We start from the raw sequence: 745 nt of genomic DNA, 5'->3' as shown, positions 1-745 counted from the left end.
GATCATTCCTCTTGTCTAGGGAAGAAGATCAAAACCAAGGGCTGTCTGGTGATCAGTGTGCATGACGTCGATCCGGCCGGTGCGCTCGGGCGGCTGGCCGGGTTCCGGCGCGAGTTCCACGGGTGTCTGAGCGCCCGGGCGGATGCGTTGTTCGAGCTCACCGACGCGCTGTTGTGCGGGGATGCGCCGGTGCGCTCGCTGGTCGAGTTGTCGCTGGCCGGTGAGCATCGGCGCGGTCACGGCTCGTTGTATGCGGCGTTGAACCGCGGCCGTATCGACATCGCCGCGCTCAAGACCGCGATCGCCGCGGCGATGGTGCCGCGGGCAGCGGACGGCCGGATCGTGCTGGCGGTGGACGTGACGTGCTGGCTGCGCCCGGAAGCTCATACATCCCCGCAACGGGTGCTCTGTCATACCTACGGGCGCGGCAAAGACACCCACATTATGGTCCCGGGCTGGCCGTATTCACTGGTCACCGCCCTGGAGACCGGGCGTAGCTCGTGGACCGCCCCGCTGGACATCCGCCGGCTCGCCCCGGGTGACGACACGGCGAGCGTCACCGCCGCCCAGCTGCGCGAGGTCGTCGAACGGCTGATCACCGCCGGGCACTGGCAGCCCGGCGACCCGGACATATGGATCGTTGCGGATGCCGGCTACGACGGTCCCCGGTTGGCGTTCCTGCTCGCCGACCTGCCCGTGAAGCTGCTGGTGCGGATGCGATCCGACCGGGTCCTGCGCCGGCAGC

1 protein-coding gene is annotated in these 745 nt (G+C 68.9%); it reads left to right on the top strand.

Features of this window, described 5'->3' with window-relative positions; all coding sequences use genetic code 11:
• Positions 1-48 precede the first annotated feature (48 nt).
• The coding region (locus RBH18_RS43895; RefSeq protein WP_306216452.1) for a transposase at positions 49-745 on the top strand (697 nt) is incomplete at its 3' end.

The organism is Actinoplanes oryzae (assembly GCF_030757795.1).
Classification (GTDB): Bacteria; Actinomycetota; Actinomycetes; order Mycobacteriales; family Micromonosporaceae; genus Actinoplanes.
The sequence above is the reverse complement of the archived record's forward strand: the minus strand, read 5'-3'. Positions and strand labels throughout refer to the sequence as shown.